20 protein-coding genes are annotated in these 20721 nt (G+C 37.1%); 17 read left to right on the top strand and 3 right to left on the bottom strand.

Annotated features, from left to right (window positions below):
• The 3 genes from KRODI_RS08690 to KRODI_RS08680 all read right to left on the bottom strand — a co-directional run bounded on the left by KRODI_RS08690 (position 1) and on the right by KRODI_RS08680 (position 5956).
• Positions 1–1137, bottom strand: a complete 1137-nt coding sequence (locus KRODI_RS08690; protein WP_013751228.1) for an efflux RND transporter periplasmic adaptor subunit — start codon at positions 1135–1137, stop codon at positions 1–3.
• A 10-nt stretch (positions 1138–1147) separates the two neighbouring features.
• Positions 1148–5479, bottom strand: a complete 4332-nt coding sequence (locus KRODI_RS08685; protein ID WP_013751227.1) for a CusA/CzcA family heavy metal efflux RND transporter — start codon at positions 5477–5479, stop codon at positions 1148–1150.
• 78 nt (positions 5480–5557) lie between these two features.
• Positions 5558–5956, bottom strand: a complete 399-nt coding sequence (locus KRODI_RS08680) for a hypothetical protein (protein ID WP_013751226.1) — start codon at positions 5954–5956, stop codon at positions 5558–5560.
• A 196-nt stretch (positions 5957–6152) separates the two neighbouring features.
• On the opposite strand from KRODI_RS08680, the gene KRODI_RS08675 reads away from it, so the two are divergent.
• The 17 genes from KRODI_RS08675 to KRODI_RS08595 all read left to right on the top strand — a co-directional run bounded on the left by KRODI_RS08675 (position 6153) and on the right by KRODI_RS08595 (position 20715).
• Complete coding sequence (locus KRODI_RS08675) at positions 6153–6440, top strand: DUF983 domain-containing protein (protein ID WP_237699361.1); 288 nt, start codon at positions 6153–6155, stop codon at positions 6438–6440.
• On the top strand, positions 6440–7072 hold the full coding sequence (locus tag KRODI_RS08670; RefSeq protein WP_013751224.1) for a Crp/Fnr family transcriptional regulator: 633 nt from the start codon (positions 6440–6442) through the stop codon (positions 7070–7072). Before KRODI_RS08675 ends, KRODI_RS08670 begins: the two co-directional genes overlap by 1 nt.
• Positions 7073–7147: 75 nt before the next feature.
• Positions 7148–7960, top strand: coding sequence for a sulfite exporter TauE/SafE family protein (locus KRODI_RS08665; RefSeq protein ID WP_013751223.1), 813 nt, complete (start codon positions 7148–7150; stop codon positions 7958–7960).
• Between the two features lie 198 nt (positions 7961–8158).
• Positions 8159–9571 (top strand): MBL fold metallo-hydrolase, encoded by a 1413-nt coding sequence (locus KRODI_RS08660; RefSeq protein WP_013751222.1) that lies wholly within the window; start codon positions 8159–8161, stop codon positions 9569–9571.
• A 160-nt stretch (positions 9572–9731) separates the two neighbouring features.
• A complete protein-coding gene (locus tag KRODI_RS08655; protein WP_013751221.1) occupies positions 9732–11138 on the top strand; it encodes an MBL fold metallo-hydrolase in 1407 nt (468 codons plus the stop codon).
• A gap of 6 nt (positions 11139–11144) precedes the next feature.
• Positions 11145–11462 carry a rhodanese-like domain-containing protein gene (locus tag KRODI_RS08650; RefSeq protein WP_013751220.1) on the top strand — a complete coding sequence of 106 codons (318 nt, stop codon included), beginning with the start codon at positions 11145–11147 and terminating at the stop codon, positions 11460–11462.
• A 156-nt stretch (positions 11463–11618) separates the two neighbouring features.
• Positions 11619–11984 (top strand): rhodanese-like domain-containing protein, encoded by a 366-nt coding sequence (locus KRODI_RS08645; protein WP_237699360.1) that lies wholly within the window; start codon positions 11619–11621, stop codon positions 11982–11984.
• Between the two features lie 138 nt (positions 11985–12122).
• Complete coding sequence (locus KRODI_RS08640) at positions 12123–12389, top strand: heavy-metal-associated domain-containing protein (RefSeq protein ID WP_013751218.1); 267 nt, start codon at positions 12123–12125, stop codon at positions 12387–12389.
• A gap of 3 nt (positions 12390–12392) precedes the next feature.
• On the top strand, positions 12393–12653 hold the full coding sequence (locus KRODI_RS08635; RefSeq protein ID WP_013751217.1) for a DUF202 domain-containing protein: 261 nt from the start codon (positions 12393–12395) through the stop codon (positions 12651–12653).
• 107 nt (positions 12654–12760) lie between these two features.
• Positions 12761–13693, top strand: a complete 933-nt coding sequence (locus KRODI_RS08630; RefSeq protein WP_237699359.1) for a DUF3365 domain-containing protein — start codon at positions 12761–12763, stop codon at positions 13691–13693.
• Position 13694: 1 nt separating this feature from the next.
• Complete coding sequence (locus KRODI_RS08625; protein ID WP_148235994.1) at positions 13695–14420, top strand: DUF2490 domain-containing protein; 726 nt, start codon at positions 13695–13697, stop codon at positions 14418–14420.
• A gap of 3 nt (positions 14421–14423) precedes the next feature.
• Positions 14424–15209: a carbonic anhydrase gene (locus tag KRODI_RS08620; protein WP_013751214.1), complete on the top strand. Its 786-nt coding sequence runs from the start codon at positions 14424–14426 to the stop codon at positions 15207–15209.
• Between the two features lie 192 nt (positions 15210–15401).
• Complete coding sequence (locus KRODI_RS08615; RefSeq protein WP_013751213.1) at positions 15402–16709, top strand: FAD/NAD(P)-binding oxidoreductase; 1308 nt, start codon at positions 15402–15404, stop codon at positions 16707–16709.
• Between the two features lie 92 nt (positions 16710–16801).
• Complete coding sequence (epsC, locus tag KRODI_RS08610; RefSeq protein WP_013751212.1) at positions 16802–17587, top strand: serine O-acetyltransferase EpsC; 786 nt, start codon at positions 16802–16804, stop codon at positions 17585–17587.
• Between the two features lie 7 nt (positions 17588–17594).
• Entirely contained in the window at positions 17595–18473 is an 879-nt protein-coding gene (gene cysM, locus KRODI_RS08605) for a cysteine synthase CysM (RefSeq protein ID WP_013751211.1), read from the top strand.
• A 184-nt stretch (positions 18474–18657) separates the two neighbouring features.
• Positions 18658–19323 carry a peroxiredoxin gene (locus KRODI_RS08600; protein ID WP_013751210.1) on the top strand — a complete coding sequence of 222 codons (666 nt, stop codon included), beginning with the start codon at positions 18658–18660 and terminating at the stop codon, positions 19321–19323.
• A gap of 63 nt (positions 19324–19386) precedes the next feature.
• Entirely contained in the window at positions 19387–20715 is a 1329-nt protein-coding gene (locus KRODI_RS08595) for an MBL fold metallo-hydrolase (protein ID WP_013751209.1), read from the top strand.
• The last annotated feature ends 6 nt before the right edge of the window (positions 20716–20721 follow it).

Here is a 20721-nt window from a genome sequence, read left to right as displayed (position 1 = left end):
TTACTCTCCTAATAAATTAAACACTCCTTTAGTTAAAAACTGCGTATCGGCCGCCATGTTAGTATTGAATTGCACTAATGAAAATCCTTCACTTTCTTGAACTACCTCAACTTCGGCTTGACGGAAATAATAGGTATCACCCTGCTTCTCATCTAGCACTAAGATATAAGAATTCTCATCTACCGTCACTATGGAGGATGAAGGTAACGCTTTCGCGAAAGCGGAATTTGTTACAATACTAGCATCTACAAACATTCCCGTTAAGAAATTAACACCAGACTCATCTTCTAGATGTCCATGCACTTTAATCGTTCTATTTGCTTCAATCGAAGTGCCTACAAGATGCACCTCAGCCTTATAAATCGCTGAAGAAGCTTCTGGGATTTTAAAATCTATTGCCTGACCTTTCTTTACTTTTAAGATGTCTTTTTCAAAAACCGAAAGTTCTAGATGTATATGATCATTGTCTATAATTTCTAAAATTTCGGTAGCTGGTGAAACGTATGATCCTTTTGAAACGTTTACCTTAGTAATGCTTCCCGAAATAGGCGCGTTAATGCTTACCACAGAACTTATCTTTCCAGCTCGAACACTCGCTGGAGAAATATTAATCATTCTAAGTTGTCTATCTAATCCCGTGTGTCTAGCAACTGCTGTTTTGTACTCACTTTCGGCTTTTAGATAACTTTTTTGAGAGGTAATATTTTCTGCTCTCATTGTTACCTGTCTGTCGTATTTCGCTTTGAGATAAGTGAGTTGCTCATTTACCTCCATGTATTGCTGTTGCAGGGCTACAAACTCAGGATTTTCAATAGTTACAAGCAGCTGACCTTTGCGCACGATATCACCTATAAGCAATGGAGTCGTTTTTATATAACCACCCAAAGAAGCAGTTACAACGGCTCTGTTTTCTGGCGGTACATCAATCATCCCATTTAAAGTAACTACTGTAGGAAATGATTTTTCTTCCAGTCCTCCTAAAGACATCTTACTTTGATCAAACTGCGCCTGAGTTACTTGAATGCGATCATCCATCGCTTCCGTATGAGAAGATGGCTCGGTTTTGTCTGTGGTTTTTTCTCCACAGCTTACTAGTACAAAACCTAGTAATGCTATTATATTTAAGTTACGTATCATGTAGTCGTATTTATAAGGTTAAGTAATTAATGGCAATTACAGTTTGATTGTATACATGGAGTTTCTCAAGGTGGCTTAGTCTTATCTCATAAGCGCTCTCAAGACTCTGGATATACTGGTAAAAATTAATCTCACCATTTCTAAAACTACCGTTTGCTGTTTTTAAAATTTCTTGAGAAAGTGATGCTCCTTCATTTTCATAATAATCTAGTGCTTCTTGAAGTTGCGACAACTTTTCTGTTAGGGCATTATATTTTGCATCGAGTTGTATCTCATACTCACTAGATTGTGTGACTGCGATATCTTCGGCGATTTTTGCTGCTTTTATTTTAGCAGATTGACCGCCAAATAATATTGGGATCTTCACTCCTAATTGATATCCATAAAGACTACCATTAAGCCCAGAATTTGTTCCTTGAAAATAATTGAGACTTAGATCTGGCAGGAGCTGTTGTTTTTCAAAACGACCCTTTGCCTGAAGCAGGGATACTCTGTTTTGATAATATGCCACTTCTGCACTACTGCTTATATCTAAAGTTGCTAGCGCTACTTTAAACGAAGGCTCACTAGCGACTACAATAGCTTCGTCTACCTGCACCACTTTTAGTAAATCCCCATAGGCAAGTGCTACTTCGCTCTGCGCTTGTTTATAGCTAAGCTCCACCTGTTTTTGCTTAGAAGTCGCAGTAATCTTCTCTAGGTAATTAGTCTCTCCTAGTTCAAAACGCCTTGACGCCATTCTAGAAAAATCTGTGTACAAACTATCTAGTGCGCTATACACTCGTTCCTTTTGTCTAGCAATTTGATAGTCATAATAAGCTCCTATTACTTTACGCTCAATTTCCTTTTTCTTAATATCAAACGCACTAGAAGCCACCTTAACGCTGGCTTTATTTACGCTCTTTTCTGAAAAATAAACGGTGGGAAATTTAAAGTCCTGCTGTATCCCAAAAACCCGTAGTGGTCGATCGTTTATGGCCAGATTATTCTCGTCAAACTCATAATACACCTGCGTTTTATCAAAGCTAAAAGCGCTATTAATCAAGGCTTCAGATTGTGCTACTTCTAGCCTACTCGCTTTTAACCCAAGATTATTTTCAATAGCTAATGGGATTAACTCTTGCAACGACTTAGCCTCTTCTTGCGCTCCTAGGTTTACAGAAAATAGTAATACCACTATACCTATGGTTGTAACCTTGCCTTTGGACAAGCCTTCATTATTTTTCTTAGGAGTATTTAGGTAAGCATACAGAACTGGCAATACGATGAGGGTAAGTAAGGTCGCTGTAATCAACCCTCCTATTACCACAGTGGCTAGCGGTCGCTGCACCTCGGCTCCAGCATTTGTAGAAATTGCCATAGGTAAAAACCCTAAAGCCGCAGCAGATGCTGTGAGTAAAACAGCCCTCAACCTATCTTTTGTTCCTTGCTTTATTAACGCTTCTATACTTTCAAAACCTTCTTTTTGTAATTCTTTAAAATGCTCTATTAATACAATTCCATTTAAAACTGCAATCCCAAACAACGCAATAAAACCTACGCCGGCCGAAATACTGAAAGGTAGATCACGCAGCCACAATAAGAGAACACCTCCTACTGCAGCCAGCGGTATTGCAGAATAAATCATCAGTGCTTCCTTGACAGATTTAAAAGCAAAATAGAGAAGAATAAATATGAGAATAAGTGCAATAGGCACCGCAACCATTAATCGTGCCTTTGCACTTTGTAAGTTTTCAAACTGCCCTCCATAAGTAATAGAATACCCTATAGGTAATTTTACATTCTCGTTAATCAACTTCTGGACGTCAGCCACCACAGATTGTAAATCACGATTACGCACGTTAACACCCACTACAATTCTTCTTCTTGTATCGTCACGAGATATTTTGGCAGCTCCTGTTTTATAGCTTATAGTTGCTAGTTCGCTTAATGGTATTTTTCCACCAGCAGGGAGATCAATGTATAGATTTTTAAGGTTATCGATATCTTGACGCTTCTCCTTGTCTAGTCGTACTACTAGGTCAAAACGCTTTTCTCCTTCAAAAACGCTTCCAGCAGTCTTACCCGCAAATCCCATGGAAACCATATCATTGAGATCCTGAATATTGAGACCATACCTAGCTATTTTTGCTCTATTGTATTGCACACTCATCTCAGGCAAGCCTGCCACTTTCTCAACAGAAACATCTGCTGCGCCTGCTACGTTTTCGATAAGAGCTCCTATCTCACTTCCTTTCTTTGCAAGGATTTCAAGATCATCGCCAAAAATCTTAATCGCAATATCTGCACGTACACCGGTAATCAATTCATTAAAACGCATCTCTATAGGTTGTGTAAACTCTACTTCCATTCCCGGGATGACAGCAAGTGCTTTTTTAAACTTATCTGCCAGCTCATCTTTTGACGAGGCAGACGTCCACTCTCCTTTAGGTTTGAGTACAATAATCACATCGCTTTCTTCCATAGACATGGGATCTGTAGGCACCTCTGCAGCACCTATACGAGTTACCACTTGCTTTACTTCTGGAAATTGACTTAATAGTATTTTCTCAATTTCGGTGGTAATTTCTACTGTGTTACTTAGAGAGGTTCCTGTTTTTAATACTGGCTGAATCACAAAATCACCTTCATCAAGTGTGGGGACAAATTCTCCACCCATGGTGCTATACAAATAGATAGCTATTGCAAGTAAAACTACCGCAATTCCTAATACGAGTCTCTTGCTCTGTAATGCCCAGTGAATAACTGGCTCATACATTTTATTTAGCCATTTCATTAACCTTACGGAGATATTTTTATCTGTCGCATTAGATGGTTTTAAAAACATAGATGCCGCTACGGGTACATACGTAAAACAAAAAATCATCGCTCCTATTAATGCAAAGCTAAAGGTGAGCGCCATAGGCTTAAACATTTTTCCTTCTACACCGCTCAGTGAGAGAATAGGAATAAAAACTATCAAAATAATAAGCTGACCAAAGATGGCCGAATTCATCATTTTTGATGCTCCAGAGAATGTAATCTTATCTTTTAATTGTTGTTGTTCCGCTTTCGCGAAAGCGTAAATCTCATCTTTCTTTCTCGTTATTTCAAATGCTATAAATTCTACAATTATGACCGCGCCGTCTATAATAATCCCAAAATCTATAGCGCCAAGACTCATCAAGTTTGCATCTACTCCAAAGATGTACATAAGTGATAATGCAAATAACAAACACAACGGAATTACGGATGCCACTACTAGCCCAGATCTAAAATTACCGAGTAATAAAACCACTACAAAAATCACAATTAGACATCCTAAAATGAGATTTTCGGCAACGGTAAAGGTGGTTTTTGCAATAAGGTCACTACGGTCTAAAAATGCATTAATATATACACCCTCTGGAAGTGATTTCGACATCTCGGCAACGCGTTCCTTTACAGCTTCTATCACTTTTTTAGAATTTGCATCTTTAAGCATCATCACTTGCCCTAGCACCTTCTCGCCCTCACCGTTTCCGGTAATTGCTCCAAAACGTGTGGCGCTCCCATAACCTACTTTGGCAACGTCTTTTATATACACAGGTACTCCATCGTCATTCTTAACCACGATGTTACTTATATCATCTAGTGATGAAATGAGACCCTCCCCACGTATAAAAAATGCCTGATTTACCTTTTCTATATAGCCACCTCCAGAGACACTATTATTCATTTCTAAAGCTGTAAAAATCTCGCGCGCACTTATATCCATCGCGTTAAGTTTTTCTGTATTGATAGCAACTTCGTACTGCTTTAAGAATCCGCCCCAGGTATTTACCTCAACTACTCCCGGAATTCCTGAGAGCTGGCGCTTTACTATCCAATCTTGGATGGTTCTTAAATCTTCAGCATTATACCTGTCTTTAAATTCTGGTTCTACATCAAGTATGTATTGGTAAATCTCACCTAGTCCGGTTGTGATAGGCCCCATCTCTGGTGTGCCAAAACCCTTAGGGATTTTTTCTGATGCAGATTTGATTTTCTCAGCAATGAGCTGCCTAGGCAAATAGGTTCCCATATCGTCCTCAAATACAATGGTGACGACAGATAATCCAAATTTTGAAACAGAGCGTATCTCTATCACGCCTGGTAAGTTTGCCATTTCTAACTCTACAGGGTAGGTTATGAATTGCTCCATATCCTGCGTAGAGAGATTACGTGAAGTAGTAATAACCTGCACCTGATTGTTTGTAACATCTGGCACGGCACCTATAGGAATTTGCGACAAGGAATACAGCCCAAAACCTATAATAAAGGCCGTAAATAAGAGAACAACAAACTTGTTTCTTATGCTGAAATTGATAATATGTGATAGCATTTTGTCATAAAATAATCAATGTGAAGAGCCCCAAATCTTTACAAGACTAGGTGCTAAAAATAAATTAGATCTGATTATTTATGAAAGCCGTGGTGGCTGGAATAGTCCATCTAGGTGTAACGAAGATGATGGAGCTTGGTAGTGAAAGTTATGAGTTCTAAAATCTACAAATTCAAGTGTTTTGAATTCCTCTTTAATAGTATTCAAAATAAAATCTGCTACAGCCGTATGATGTGTTTGATGCTGGAAAGGTAATTGCTCGTGGTCTTTCTGTTCTTCTTGATGTTCTTTTTCGTGCTCTGCTTTTAGTTCGCCATAATGCTTTGCAACAAATACGAATATATTATCTCCATACTGCTCTTTATGGAACTCTGCATGCTCAAAAAAATCGCCTAGTTGCACCATATCATTAATGTGCATCCCAAAGCTTTGCAATAGGAAAACAAGTGACAACGATATGGATATAAGTTTACTCAAGGGTATAAAGATAACTAATTTTAAATATTACAATATGTAACATAAGTTACCGTGAGCATATTTTAATACGTTTAATTTTACATAAAAAACTGAATTGTCCATGGGTAAATCGATAATATATAGCATCTTATTTTTAAAATGTCCTCAATGCAGAGAAGGTGAATTTCTTGAGGCGCATCCTTATAAGCTTTCTAACATGAATAAGGTTAAAAAGAACTGTCCTAAATGCCAATTAAAATATAGTATAGAACCTAGCTTTTATACGGGCTCTATGTACGTATCTTATGGTGTGGGAATCGCAGTTGCCGTGGCCGTTTATGTTTTATCCTTTATTTTTGGTTTAGATTTTGGACCTACAGGTATTCTAACGAGTATCGTCATTGCATTAATCATCACAATGCCATACATAGGTGCCGTATCAAAATCTATTTGGGCTCATTTCTTTTTTAAATATGACCCTAGCATTCTTAAAAAAGCCGCATAATGATTCAAGAACTAAAAGCCAGTTACGGTCATCTCTTTGAAGATGAACTTATCAATGAAATACTCCAAGTAGGCACTTACAAGGAGGTTCCTGAAGGTTTTAAACTCATGGAAATAGGCGGCTATGTAAAAGGAATGCCGCTACTGGTCTCTGGAGTAATTAAGGTATTAAGAGAAGATAAAAATGGAGATGAGCTTCTCCTCTACTATCTAGAAAAAGGAGATACCTGCTCTATGACAATGACCTGCTGCATGGGGCAAACTAAAAGTGAAATACGAGCAATTGCAGAGACAGACACCAAGCTCATTATGGTACCTGTACAGAAAATGGAAGAATGGACGGCTAAGTACAAATCTTGGAGAAATTTTGTTTTTGAGAGTTACCACAACCGCCTCAACGAGCTATTACAAACTCTTGACAGTATCGCATTTGATAACATGGATGAACGCCTTTTAAACTACTTAAAAGAAAAGGCTAGAGTAAACGATGAGCAAATTATTAATAACACGCATCAAGAAATTGCTTACGAATTGCACACCTCAAGAGTAGTGGTATCAAGACTTCTTAAGAAATTAGAGAACTTAGGAAAAATTGAATTACACAGAAATAATATCCAAATTATAGATTTATAGACCTTAAGTAACTTGGGTTACACCTAGGTCGTTATAGCAAGTCTATTTTTGTCTCTCAATACAAAGAGGTTTATAATGGAGATACTAGAAATACTTGGATATATAAGTGCCTTGATCATCGGCATTTCTTTAGGTTTAATAGGTGGTGGTGGTTCTATACTCGCTGTACCAGTACTAGCTTACTTATTTTCTGTAAATGAAAAAGTTGCCACTGCATATTCTTTATTCATTGTAGGAGCAAGTGCGCTCGTAGGTGGTTTTAAACAACATCTTAAAGGCTATGTAGACTGGAGAACAGCAATTGTTTTTGGACTACCCGCTATTGTAGGAGTTACCGTTGTGAGACATTATGTAGTACCTGCATTACCAGATATTTTACTTACCACAGGTGATTTTGAGTTTACACGTAGAATGGCAATGTTTGGCCTCTTTGCGGTACTCATGATTCCTGCAGCCTTTTCTATGCTCAAAAAAAGAAAGGATAATAAACAAAAAGGGGACGGCACTGTCACTTACAATTATCCACTTATTTTAATAGAAGGCCTCATCGTAGGAGGTATTACTGGAATGATAGGCGCTGGGGGAGGTTTTCTCATTATTCCCGCTCTTGTTATACTAGCAAATGTAGAAATGAAAGTTGCGGTAGGAACTTCTTTAATCATTATCGCTTTTAAATCATTGATGGGTTTCTTTCTAGGAGATGCATTAACCATGGATATAGATTGGCTATTTCTTTCCATATTTACAGGCATATCATTTGTAGGGATTTTTATAGGCAGTTACCTCAGTAATTTTATAGATGGAGATAAATTGAAAAGAGGTTTTGGCTACTTCATATTTGTAATGGCAATATTCATTTTTTACATGGAGTTTTTTGTAAAACATTAAAGAGAATAAAAATCATAAAAAAGGCTATTTCTTATTATTAGAAATAGCCTTTTTTGTTTTAACGCTCGATACTACTTTGTCTTGATATGACAAATATCATAGTTTACTAACTATCTACGTTTATGTAACTTAAGTAACCTACACACTTGAAATGACTGCTTACTTTTATGTTGTTATAATTTTAAAAATCCACATAAAATGAAAGTAGAACAAATTTATACAGGATGCATTGCTCATGCAGCATATTATATTGAAAGTAACGGAGAAGCTGCAGTCTTTGACCCTTTAAGAGAGGTGCAACCATACATAGAACGTGCACAAATAGATAATGCTACAATCAAGTATGTTTTTGAAACACACTTTCATGCAGACTTTGTAAGTGGCCACCTTGATTTACGTAAAAAAACAGGAGCTGATATTGTTTTTGGTCCAGAAGCAAAACCCGCTTATGATGCTATTACAGCAACAGATGGTCAAATTTTTGAGGTAGGTAATTATAAAGTTAAAGTCATCCATACTCCTGGTCATACCATGGAAAGCACAACATATCTTCTCATAGACCAACTAGGAAACGAGCACGGTATTATAACTGGAGACACATTATTTATAGGTGACGTAGGTCGTCCAGACCTTGCGCAGCATGTAGTGTCTGACCTCACAGAAGAAAAACTCGCTGGTCACTTGTACGACTCTTTAAGAAACAAAATAATACCACTTGATGACCATCTTATTGTATATCCTAATCACGGAGCTGGATCTGCGTGTGGTAAAATGATGAGTAAGGAAACTACAGACACCTTAGGGAATCAGAAAAAATTCAATTATGCGCTTCAAGAAATGACTAAAGATGAGTTTATTAAAGCTGTACTTACTGGACTTACGGCACCTCCTGGATACTTCCCTCAAAATGTCTTGATGAATATTAAAGGATATGAAAGCTTAGATACTATTATGGATCGGGCAACTAAGCCACTTGATCCAGCGGCCTTTGAAATAATAGCAAATGAGACCGGTGCTCTTATGCTTGACACTCGCGATGCCGAAGTTTTTGCAAAAGGTTTTATACCTAATAGTATAAACATAGGCTTAGACGGTAATTTTGCACAATGGGTAGGAGAAATGATTCCTGATGTAAAACAAGAAATATTGCTAATTACAGATCCTGGTAAAGAAGAAGAAACAATTACTAGACTTTCTCGTGTGGGTTATGATTTTACGATTGGGTTTTTAAAAAATAGTTTTTCCTCGTGGAAAGAGAGCGGTAAAGATTTTGAAACAGTCACTCGTATCTCACCTCAACAACTAGAAGCCGAATATAAAATGGGTCAACCTCTCATTTTTGACGTACGCAAAAAGAGTGAATTCCTATCAGAACATATACTAGGGGCTATTAACGTGCCTCTCAATGAGATTAACCAGCATCTGGCACAATTTCCAAAAAACAAACCTTTCATCCTTCACTGTGCTGGAGGATATAGAAGTATGATTGCTGCCTCTATTTTAAAGCAACGTGGCTGGCAAGATTTTAGTGATGTACGAGGTGGTTTTGCTCAAATTACAGAAACTACGGTTCCTAGGTCTGAGTATGTATGCCCTACCACTTTGCTCTAACCGGCTATTACTTTGTAGAGCTCTTACCCTTTTAAGGATAAGGGCTCTATTTATTTTTCTCCTTTGTAACCTATGTTACTGTAGCAACTACTTCTATTAGCTAATTTTACGTTATTAATAGTTGAGTCCGCTTTCGCGAAAGCGTAAAAAAAATACACTTATGAACGTTGAACAAATATATACTGGTTGTCTAGCTCAAGGAGCTTATTACATTGAAAGTAATGGTGAAGTAGCTATCATTGACCCTTTAAGAGAGGTAACGCCATATTTAAATAGGGCCAAACAAGATGATGCAAAAATCAAATATATTTTTGAAACTCATTTTCATGCAGACTTTGTAAGTGGTCACGTAACCTTATCAAAGGCGACAGGTGCTCCTATTGTTTTTGGACCAAATGCAAACCCAAGTTTTGATGCTATTATCGCAACAGATAGGCAAGAATTTCCTCTAGGTGACATTACAATTATAGCGTTACACACGCCTGGTCATACGATGGAAAGCACCACATATCTTCTTAGAGATAAAGACGGGAAGGATCATGCGATATTTAGTGGAGACACATTATTTCTAGGCGACGTGGGAAGACCAGATCTTGCTCAAAAAATGGGCGAACTCACAGAAAAAGATCTCGCAGGTTTTCTTTATGATAGCTTACGTAATAAAATTATGCCCCTAGCAGATGACGTTACAGTATACCCTGCTCACGGAGCTGGATCTGCTTGCGGAAAGAACATGATGAAAGAAACAGTAGACACACTAGGGAATCAAAAGCAAATGAATTATGCACTACGTGCAGATATGACTAAGGAAGAATTTATAGCAGAAGTGATAGATGGTTTATTACCTCCACCTCAGTACTTCCCTCTTAATGTCAAAATGAATAAAGAAGGTTATGAAGATATTGAAGACGTACTCAAAAGAGGTACGCATGCACTATCTCCAGAAGCTTTTGAAGCTGTTGCAAATGAGACAGGAGCTATCGTACTAGACGTGCGTCATCAAGATAAATTTGCCAAAGGGCATATCCCTAGATCTATATTTATAGGCCTAGATGGGAGTTTCGCTCCATGGGTAGGCGCCTTAATTGCAGATGTAAAACAACCCTTATTGCTAGTTACAGAGCCAGGTAGAGAGAAAGAAACCATCACTAGGTTATCTCGTGTAGGGTTTGACAACACAATAGGATATCTGGAAGGAGGATTTGATGCTTGGAAAGACGCTGCCATGGAATACGATACCGTAAGTTCTATCACAGCAGATGGTTTTAAAAGCGAATTAGAAAAAGGTAACAAACCTGTTTTTGATGTGCGCAAAGAAAGTGAGTACCTATCAGAACATGTACTTGGAGCAAACAACACACCACTAGATTTCTTAAATGATCATCTAGCTGAATTTCCAGACAAACCTTTTTATGTGCATTGTGCCGGAGGTTATAGAAGTATGATAGCCTCATCTATATTAAAAAGTAGAGGAATCCATAACTTAATAGATGTACAAGGCGGCTTTAAAGATATTAAAGAAGCTGGCATTCCGGTGTCTGCCTTTGTTTGTCCTTCAACACTTTAAAAGACTATGAAAAATATATCACAAGTAGATTGGGAGTCGGCAATTGAGAATGACAGCAATGCTATAATTCTTGATGTTAGAACTCCTGGAGAATGCAGTGAGGGTATCATTGAAAATGCAGTAATGATTGATTTTCTAAATAGCGCTAAGTTTCAAGAAGAAATAAAAAAACTTGATCAAACAAAGAATTACTACGTGTACTGTAGAAGTGGTAATCGTAGTGGTCAAGCATGCCGAGCATTAGATAATCTAGCGATAAAAAACACGTTTAATCTAGTAGGTGGAATGCTAGACTGGAATGGTAAAACCGTAATTCCAGCTTAAACAAAGATATTCCATAGAGTGATGACTATGGTCTTATTGATTGGTTAGTAAAAAACGAGGTTATCAGTAATGATAATCTCGTTTTTAATTTAACATGATATGTAACTTAAGTTACTGGCAGTGGGTAACTAGAGGACTATCTTTAATAAAAAAATAATGAAATTAATAATCCTTATTATGTCCATATTATCATTTCTCTTTGGAGGTAAGCCTCAACAAAATAGCAATATCACTGTTCTAAGCACAGCCGACTTTAAAACCGCTATCACAGATAAAAAAGTGCAGTTAGTAGATGTTAGAACTAAGAATGAGTTTGATAGCGGTCATATAAAGAAAGCTGTAAACATTGATGTTTTTGATAAAGAAAATTTTATTTCTGCTTTCAACTCTTACAGTAAAGAAGAGCCTATTTATATCTACTGTAGATCTGGAAACAGAAGTAAGAAAGCCTCACAGACCTTAGATAGTTTAGGGTTCAAGCAGATTTTTGATTTAAAAGGAGGATTTATGGCTTGGCAGTAATGCTTATTCATCTGTTTAAAAACAGGTTTATTCTATTACATTTAATTAATTACGCTTTCGCAAAAGCATAACACAGACCTCTCAAGGCTACTAAATCAAGCGGCCTCTTTAGATAATTATTTACTCAATACATATCTCATGAAAACATCAATTATAGTACAGAACCTAAAATGTAGTGGTTGTGCAATAACAATCACATCAAAAATATCTGAACTTGATAATATATCAACCGTACAAGTGAACACCGAAACTGCTACTGTTTCCTTTATTGCTCAAGGTACAGAAGACGCATTAAGTGTAAAAGAAAAGCTCAAGTCATTAGGCTACCCATCTATTGAAGATGAAAATGGAGTGCTCTCTAAGGCAAAATCTTTTGTAAGTTGCGCTACCGGAAAAATGAAATGACTTATGAAAAAATTATCACTATCACTCACAGACAAACTAGCGATAGACAGAACAAAACTTGCAAATGAGCGTACTTTTCTAGCATACTTTAGAACTTTTATTGTGTTTTTGAGTTCTGGTCTAGCTATTATAAAACTCGACATTCTCACCGAAATAAAGTGGATAGGATCTATGCTTAACATCATAGCCCCCGTAGTGTTTTTAATAGGCCTGATACGTTTCTTATATGTGAAAAGAAAAATTAGGAAATACTACGCAGCTTAAATCAAATTTACACTCATAACATTATGAAACCATCGCTTTTTTACCTGCCCCTTGTATTCACACTAATACTTCTTACTAGTTGTAACGAGTCACAAAAGACTACATATGTGAGCCAGTCAGGTGTGACACCAGAACTAGATAAGATCACTACTGCTGTAAACCACCCAGGAAAGAAGTTAATGGAATCAAAGTGCTACGCTTGCCACAATCCCTCTACGGGTCACGAAGGAAGGATAGCACCTCCTATGGTTGCAGTAAAATCTCATTATATGAACGATGATACTACTAAGGAAGAGTTTATAGCAGCAGTCTGGAACTTTGTACAAAAACCATCTAAGGAAACATCAAAAATGAGAGGAGCCGTAAAGCGTTTTGACCTTATGCCCTACCAACCATTCCCTCAAGAGGAAATTGAGCTCATTGCAGATTATATGTATGACTACAAAATAGATGAGCCAGCATGGTTTAAAGAACACGTAGAGGAAGAGAGCAAAGGCAAGATGCAATATAGAAATGATGGTAAAATAGACGACACCTTAGCCTCTTTTCAAACTGAAAACAAGGCAGATATAGGTTTGCGCTACGCACTACAAACAAAACAAGAGTTAGGAAAAAACCTAATGGGTACTATACAGAAAAAAGGCACTCTTGAAGCTGTCTCTTTCTGCAATAAAAAAGCCTACCCTATTACTGATAGTATGGCTGTGGTTCAAAATGCAACAATAAGACGAGTGTCTGACAAGCCTCGCAATCCAGCAAATCAAGCTTCTCAAAAAGAACTAAGCATCATAACACATTTTAAAAAAGTAATAGCAAGTGATGAAGATTATGAGCCAGTAACAGAATTAGTGGACGATAAAGTAAACTTTTATTACCCTATTACTACAAATTCTATGTGTTTACAATGTCATGGCACTCCTACAATAGATATTGAACCTGCTGTTCTTTCTTCCATTAAAAATCTTTACCCTACAGATAAAGCAGTGGGTTATAACGTGAATGAAGTACGCGGTATTTGGAGTATCTCATATGAGAATTAGCATGAGGTTTTTTATCACGCTAGTTTTTACAATTACCACTTTATACAATGCTCACGCACAAGATGAAAACAAAACACATTACAGCAGCTGGAACACCATAAATGTTGTAAAAAAGTTCAATGATCAATGGGCGGTAAATGTAGAGCTTAACGCAAGACGCACTAACTTCTTAAGAGATTGGGAGCAAATTGTGATTCGTCCTTTTGTGCATTATATGTTTGAAAATGATTTAGATATTGCCATTGGGTATAGCTATATAAAAAACTACAACTACGCTTCTTATAGCACACCCATTGATGCTACTGAAAATAATGTATTTCAACAACTTACGATAAAGCATAAGTTTTCAAAATTCTCATTTGATCACAGGCTACGTTTTGAGGAGCGCTTTATTGATAAAATAACAGAGAATGATGGTGGTACATTCTTAATAGATGGTACTACTTACAGAAATCGATTCCGCTATAAATTTCAGATTACGGTTCCTGTAAAAACTTTTACATCAAATCAATCTCTAAGTTTAGTGATATATGATGAGGCTTTTTTAGCCTTTGGCAATGGTTTACGACCAGAAAAACTTGATCAGAACTGGATGTTTATAGGAGTAGGTTTTCGCGCAAGCGAACATATACACATTCGATCTGGCTATCATGACATCTATGCAAAAAGAGGAAGCATCTTTAGAAATAACCGAATCTGGGAAACTACATTAACTTATAAAATATAATAGATGAAATTGCTTATCGCCGGAATATCTATACTTATAGCGGTTACTAGTTGTCAAAATAAAGCAACTACGCATACTGATAACAACCAAAACAACAACGCACACACAGAGAAGCACTGGAGCTATAATGGCGAGACAGGTCCTTCACACTGGAAAGAACTTGAAGTAAATTCTGACTGTGGCGGAAAGTATCAATCTCCTATAAATATTGTGAATTATCAACTAGATGAAACACTTGCTCCATTAAACATCACTTATTCTGATAGCACACACATACATGATGTAGTAAACAATGGACATAGTATTCAATATAATTTTGATGCGGGAGATTATATAACATTAGATAACAAAAGGTATGAGCTAAAACAGTTTCACTTTCATGAGCCCGCAGAGCATTTGATAGATGGAGTGCGTTACCCTATGGTTTTACACCTTGTGCATATAAGTGATGCTGGAGAATATGCTGTGTTTGCTGTAATGGCAAAAGAAGGTGTAAGTAGCTCTCCTTTTGATTTTTTAGAAAGTTATCTTCCTTTGAATGTAGAAGAAACCAAGGTTGTTGACACTGCTTTTGATATGAATTTAAACCTACCCGAGAACAAAACATATTTTAACTACACGGGATCTCTTACCACACCACCTTGCACGGAGCGTGTAGAATGGTTTATTTTTAAGGAGCCTATAACGGTATCTTTAGAACAAGTTGAAAAATTAAAAGCCTTAATGCCACTCAACAATTATAGAGATGAGCAACCACAAAATGGCAGGGTAATTAGAGTGTCAAAGTAACACTGCATATTATTTTATAGCATTTCGAAATACAAGTTTATCTCAAAAATCCAAGTATACTTCTATTTGAAATTCTTCTATAGAAGTTCCTTTAGCACACTAGTTTACCTTTTTTACGTCTATGTAACTTGAGTTACAGTAATTCCTTAAGTATTCGACTATTTTTAAATCATCAACACTAAAATGACATCTATGGCTTTACATTTTCAAGTTTTAATAATAGGAGGAGGTACCGCAGGTATCATGACTGCCGCCCAACTTCTTAAAAACAAAAAAACGAATAGCGTAGCTATCATTGAACCTGCAGACACACACTACTACCAGCCAGCATGGACGCTTGTAGGTGCCGGTACCTATGATTTTAAAAAGACAGGTAAACCCATGTCTGCTGTGATTCCTAAGGGAGCAAAGTGGATCAAAGATAAAGCAGCTGCTTTTGATGCAGATAATAATACGGTACACACCGCTAGCTCTGGAAACATCACTTATGACTATCTCGTAGTTGCTCCCGGCCTTGCTTATGATTTGAGTCTTGTCCCTGGATTAGGTCAAGCAATGGATAAAGGTGTTGTGTGTAGTAATTATACAGATCCTCAACATACATGGGATGTAATAAAGAACTTTAAAGGTGGTGTTGCATTATTTACACAACCTGCAACCCCAATAAAATGTGGAGGAGCACCTCAAAAAATCATGTATCTAGCAGAAAATCACTGGAGAAAAAGTGACACTGCATCAAAAACTGATATTGTATTTGCTACTGCAGGAACCATCATTTTTGGCGTTAAGGAAATTGCAAAAACACTCATGGAAGTTGTAGATCGCAAGAACATTAATTTACGATTTAATCATAGACTCGTTGAAGTAGATAGTGAAAATAAGATTGCATGGTACGAGCTCACTAAAGACATCTCTGCTGGAGGTTGTGTTGTAATGTCTGGTGATGATGAAGGAAAATATCTAGACGAGACTTTCCAATATAATTACAAGAATGTCAAGGTGACTAAGAAAGGTGATAAGTACGGAATACATTATGACATGCTACATACTGCACCTCCATCTGTTGCGCCTCAATTTATACGAGATTCTAAGCTCGTGAATGATGCTGGCTGGCTTGATGTAGATATACACAGTATGCAACATAAAAGATATAGTAACATCTTTGGCTTAGGTGATGTAGCCGCACTGCCTACTGCAAAAACTGGTGCCGCAATCCGCAAGCAAGTACCTATCGTAGTTGATAATTTATCTAAACTCATGCAGAGCAATACAATAGGTAAGCAATCTTATGGAGGCTACTCTTCTTGCCCACTAGTAACAGATTATGGCAAGATGGTGCTAGCAGAGTTTGATTATCATAACAACTTTACACCAGATCCTAAACTCAAGCAACTATTAATAAAAGATAGTTCTAAAGAACACTGGAGACTTTGGATGCTTAAAAAATACATGCTACCCTACTTATACTGGAATAAAATGATGAAAGGAGACAACGTATAAGCCCCTACTATCGCGTTAAAAAAGAGACAAAATATCAATTTTGTCTCTTTTTCATTAACTAATGTTTTATAATTACCTACAGAGATATAAAAATGAATTATACCGATTTAATTACATCTATCAATAAACAGAAAAAGGAAATCAAAGTTTCCATTCTATTGAAGCAAGAATCGCAACGATTTACACAGTTGTTATTTAACACACTGTTTGATAATGGAACAGATACAGAAAAGACTCTTGAGACTCTTGAAGCCTTATTTATTACCATAAGAGATCTTGCTTGTCCAGAGATTAAAGGTAGTCCGTGTAAAAAATGGGATGACTTCACACTTGTAATACCTACGCTCTTTTGTAGTTTAAAAAAGGATGCAGAGGCTATTTATAGCAATGATCCTGCTGCACAATCTCTAGAAGAAGTGTACCTAGCCTATCCTGGTTTTTTTGCTATTGCGATTTATAGAATGGCAAGAGAATTTTATGAGTTAGGTTTACCACTCATACCACGACTAATGACAGAATATGCACACCAGCTTACGGGTATAGATATTCATCCAGGAGCGCAAATAGGAGAATCCTTTTTTATTGATCACGGAACCGGAGTGGTGATAGGAGAGACTGCCGAAATACATAATAATGTAAAACTATATCAAGGAGTTACCCTAGGTGCACTTACGGTAAACAAGGATTTAAAGAGCATAAAAAGACACCCTACCATTGAGGATAATGTTACGATTTATGCAAATGCAACAATACTAGGTGGAATTACAGTTATAGGAAAAGATAGTATCATAGGAGGTAATACTTGGGTGACAAAGACAGTACCTCAAAACTCTATAGTACTCCACAATCCTAAAGTAGAAATTCGCAATAAAAAATAAATAAGCAATGAATAAGACACTCTTAGATCAAATAGGAAACACTCCAATAGTCAAGTCTATAGCATTAAATACAAACCCAAATGTGAGTTTATATTTTAAACTAGAAGGTGACAATCCTGGAGGTAGTGTAAAAGACAGAGCTGCTTATAATATGATTAAAAGCGCGCTAGATAGCGGCGCTATAGATAAAAGCACAAAGCTTATTGAGGCTACAAGTGGTAATACAGGTATAGCACTTGCCATGATTGCTGCTATTTATGGGCTAGAAATAGAACTCGTAATGCCTTCAAAGGCAACTAAGGAACGTGTGCAAACCATGAGAGCTTACGGAGCAAAAGTTACACTTCACCCTGACGGGATAGAAGGCGCTAGAGATTATGCTATTGATAAGGTTGAAAATGAAGGGTACTTCTCTTTTAACCAGTTTTCAAATGATCATAACTGGCAGGCTCACTACAAAACCACAGGTCCAGAAATATGGAGAGATACTCAAGGTGAGGTAACGCACTTTGTATCTTCTATGGGAACCACAGGTACCATCATGGGAACCTCAACATTTTTAAAAGAACAAAACAGCGATATCCAGATTGTAGGAGTACAACCTACAGATGGATCTAGCATTCCGGGCATACGTAAATGGCCACAAGAATATTTACCAAAAATCTTTAATGCATCAAAAGTAGATAGAACCATCGAAGTAAGTCGTGATGAGTCTATTGCCATGGCTAGAAGGCTAGCACAAGAAGAAGGAATACTAGCAGGTATGAGTAGCGGTGGCGCAACTACGGCGGCTCTAAAACTAGCTAGCGAACTAGAAAGCGGAATTATAGTAAGCATCATTTGTGATCGCGGAGATAGATACCTTTCGTCAGAGTTATTTGAATAGTGATTGCTTACTTCGTAATATAGGATAAATAATAATGAGGGTAATTACGCTTTCGCGAAAGCGTAGTTACCCTCATTTGTTAAAGTTATTTTAAAAAAACTAAGTATGTAACATAGGTTACTAAGCCACCTACATCTATAACGTATCTTTATATTGTAAAACATAACGATAAACATATACTATTATGGATAAAGAAAACCTATTGCCAGAACAAGTAATCTCAATGCCTAGAATAGGTGATACAGCACCAGATTTTGAGGCAGTTACGACTAAGGGAACTATAAAAATGTCTGAGTTTGCAAAAGATAAGTGGACAGTGATGTTCTCTCACCCTGCAGATTTCACTCCAGTGTGTACCACAGAAATGAGTGGTTTCGCTATTAGAAAACCAGAATTTGACGCCTTAAATACAGAACTACTAGGTCTTAGTATAGACAGTATACACGCTCACTTAGGATGGGTTCAAAATGTAAGAGAAAACACAGGTATTTACTTTGATTTTCCTATCATCGCAGATATTGATATGAAGGTATCAAAGCTATACGGGATGTTACAGCCTAACGAGAGTGAGACTGCAGCAGTAAGAGCTGTTTTCTTTATCGATCCTGCCAAAAAAATTCGTCTTATTATGTATTACCCGCTTAATGTTGGTCGTAATATGGATGAAATTCTAAGAGCGCTAGATGCACTGCAAATGTCAGATAAGCATAAGGTATCTATGCCGCTAGACTGGAAAAGAGGTGATCAAGTGATTTGCTCTCCACCTAAAACACTAGACGCATTAAACGAGAGACTTGCAGATGATTCTGTAGAAAAAGTTACTTGGTATCTCGCAAAAAAGAGTATCTAAAAGTTATAAAAAAGGGCTTAAGAGCATTCACTTAAGCCCTTTTGTTTTCTTAAACCTAAGATTATGAAAGTACAACAATTTGAATATAAACCATTAGCACATTACTCATACGCATTAGTGAGTAATGGAGAGATAGCCATTATAGATCCAGAGCGTGACCCTAAGGAGTATTACGCTTTCGCGAAAGCGAATAATGCAAAGATCGTAGCTATCATAGAAACACATCCACATGCAGATTTTGTGAGTTCGCACTTGCAAATTCAAAAGGAAACTGGAGCAACAATTTACAATAGTGCAAAGCTAGGAGCAGATTATCCACATACAGCATTTGATGAAGGTGATAGCATTACAATAGGAAAAGCAACACTAAAAGCTATAAATACTCCAGGCCACTCACCAGATAGCATTACTATTGTTGCAAGTCAAGGTAGTGATACTATCTTATTTACAGGAGACACCATTTTTATAGGAGATGTAGGCCGTCCTGACTTACGTGAAAAAGCTGGGAATATGAAAGCTAAGCGTGAGAAACTCGCAGAAATGATGTACCAGACTATAACTACTAAGTTTACAGATCTACCTGATAACGCTGTAGTATATCCAGCACATGGAGCAGGATCTTTATGTGGTAAAAATCTGAGTGATGCAAATAGCAGCACGCTAGGTAATGAACGTATGGGTAACTGGGCGTTTAAAGCACAATCCAAAAAAGAATTTATGGATACCATCCTTGACGGACAGCCATTTATACCATCTTATTTTGGGTTTAATGTTGCCATCAATAAAACTGGCGCAGAAAGCTTAGAGCCTGCTATAGAACGAGTTCCTTTTAAGAAGGATGTCGCAGCGACTGGCTTAATTGTAGATATGAGAGATGAAGCCATATTTAAAGAAGGCCATCTTGCAGGAAGTATAAACATACAGGCAGTTTCTGATAATGCAAAGTTTGAAACTTGGCTAGGTGCAATCGTACAACCTGAAGAAGAGTTTACACTAGTTATAACTTCTGAAGAAGATAAAAACTATATGCTGAACAGAGTTGCCAAAATAGGCTACGAAAAGCAGCTAAAAGAAATAATAACACTGGGAACTGAAGGTCTAGTTAAATCAGCAGATTTAGATGTGCAAGATTTCAAAAACAATCCCGACAACTATACCATTATAGACATCCGTAATGTGAGCGAAGTTCAAGAAGAGCAATTCTTTAAGAACGCACTGTCACATCCACTTAATGAATTGAGAGAAACAGCAAGTAACATCTCTAAGGACAAACCTATTGTAGTACATTGTGCTGGTGGATATAGAAGTGCTGCAGGAAGTAGTATTCTAGAAAGAGAATTAACCGGAGCAACTATTTTTGACCTCAGTGAGAATATTAATAATTTTAAATAATCAATT

It is taken from the genome of Dokdonia sp. 4H-3-7-5 (assembly GCF_000212355.1).
GTDB lineage: Bacteria > Bacteroidota > Bacteroidia > Flavobacteriales > Flavobacteriaceae > Dokdonia.
Note: the sequence above shows the minus strand (reverse complement) of the source record. Positions and strands in the feature narration are given on the sequence as shown.